At 55.3% G+C, this 1,726-nt stretch carries 1 protein-coding gene; it reads right to left on the bottom strand.

What is annotated here, in order from left to right; all coding sequences use genetic code 11:
* Positions 1-419 precede the first annotated feature (419 nt).
* Positions 420-1,726 (bottom strand): primase-like DNA-binding domain-containing protein (locus C5B91_RS20915; protein WP_233547837.1); only part of this gene is annotated, 1,307 nt, incomplete at its 5' end.

The following is a 1,726-nucleotide window of genomic DNA, read 5'->3' as shown; positions in this document are numbered from 1 at the left end:
CGCTTTGTCATCTCGCATCTCTCTCCGCCAGCAAACCCACTGCTCACGCTCGCGAAGTTCGGGTGGCAGCTGGTCTATATCGAGGTCAATTTCATCACACATTCTTTGTTCCTCGCTGATTCGCAGTCATCTCAGAGTCCAAATACGTCTGCATTGTCTGGTCACTTTGACAATACCCAGTTCCGACGGGGTCCCCCCTGTCTATACTAGTCGGATTCTGTCGTAACCGACAATCCGAATCTGTCCAAAATACACCGTTCAATCCCGCTATTATCCGAATTCTATCGTAACGGCTGTCGTAACTCTGGATGGGACTATCGTAACCTGTCGTAACCATCCGTCTGAACACTCCTTTAACCGGTTTCTGGCTGAATCGGCCGTTGTTCGTCTGACCGGGGACAAACGCTGACAGACCAGTATCAGTCATTAGACAATTCCTCCTGAGTGAGGGCGAGCCCATCGTAATGACGAGTTGTGGCATTCCCGTCTTTCTTGACCGTGCTATCGAACTCGACGTGCTGTCTCAGCCGGCGTGTGAACCACCGCTTTGAATCCGGTGAAAGCCCCTGTTCAGTCACCCACGACTGATAGCAGTTGTAAACCCGTTCAGAGGAGACAGATCCGTGGGCTGTCTCACGGAGGAACTCCTCTGCGAAGCGGCCCACAACAGCATCAGGGTCGTCTGCAAGCTCCGATACGTCGACCAGAGACTCGTCCGACTCGTCTGATGTGGGGGTTGCGGCTCTTTCGGCCACTGCGGTATTGGATCGGGTTGGCTGTGCGACGAGATCCAGCTCCGAGAGGTCACTCAAGGGCCGTACTGTGCCGTCCCGATAAATTACTGCGTCACCGTCGTTCCGAAGAATGACGATAAGATACTGCTCACTACTGAATCCTGGATACAGCAGTTCATCTTCGGGGACGAATGGCCGCTTGAGCTTAGTCCAGTCAGCAGTAAACGCCTCTTTCGAGTCGTAGACATACTGCTCGCCCTCCGCGTAGACGACGTACTCATCGGCCACCGAATCATAGCTGTAAACCGCAGGCAGTCGGCTCTTCGAGAGTTCGTCTAATGACTCAACTCGAAGCAGTTCACCCCCAGCACCGTCTTCCAAAACAAGATCCCCATCGACTCGTGACCAGATCGTCTGTGCGCTCTCAGGCGACACGGGTCGAAGTGCCGTCAGACCACCCTCCTCGCTCGCACCACCATTGAACGAGATCGTTGTATCAGTCGTATAGAACCGCGTGTCTCCTGACTGGAGTTCACGAAGCGGTGGCGACAGCACCTGTTCGACACGTTCTGCCCAGTAGGGTTCCGGCTCACCAGCCCGAACGACAAACATCGGGATTTCCCCCGCCTCCTGTGCTTTGCGGAGGTTCGTGAGGACTTTCGCAGGCTTCCCTGGCGTTGTCGTCTCGACCTCGATGGCAAACGGAGCGTCAAACGCAGGGTGCGTCGCACGCCCATCCGGTTTCTCGCTCCCGTCTTGGCTGAGTATCGATACTGTACAGCCATGGGTCGTCAGTTCTGCTTCGATCTGTGCAAGAGCAGCGTCATGCTTCGAACTACCAGCAGATTGGACTGCCCCAGTGTCGGGGGTAGCAATCGCTTCGCCCGCTTCAGTAAGACGAATCACGAGTTCGTCTTGGTCGAGGTGAACCGTCGTTTCAAGGAAGCGAGAGCGCCGGCGAATCGTCGCTAGTTCGTCGTACGTCGGTGCAT

Origin of the sequence: Haloferax sp. Atlit-10N, assembly GCF_003586325.1 — an archaeon.
Lineage (GTDB): Archaea > Halobacteriota > Halobacteria > Halobacteriales > Haloferacaceae > Haloferax > Haloferax prahovense.
Note: the sequence above shows the minus strand (reverse complement) of the source record. Positions and strands in the feature narration are given on the sequence as shown.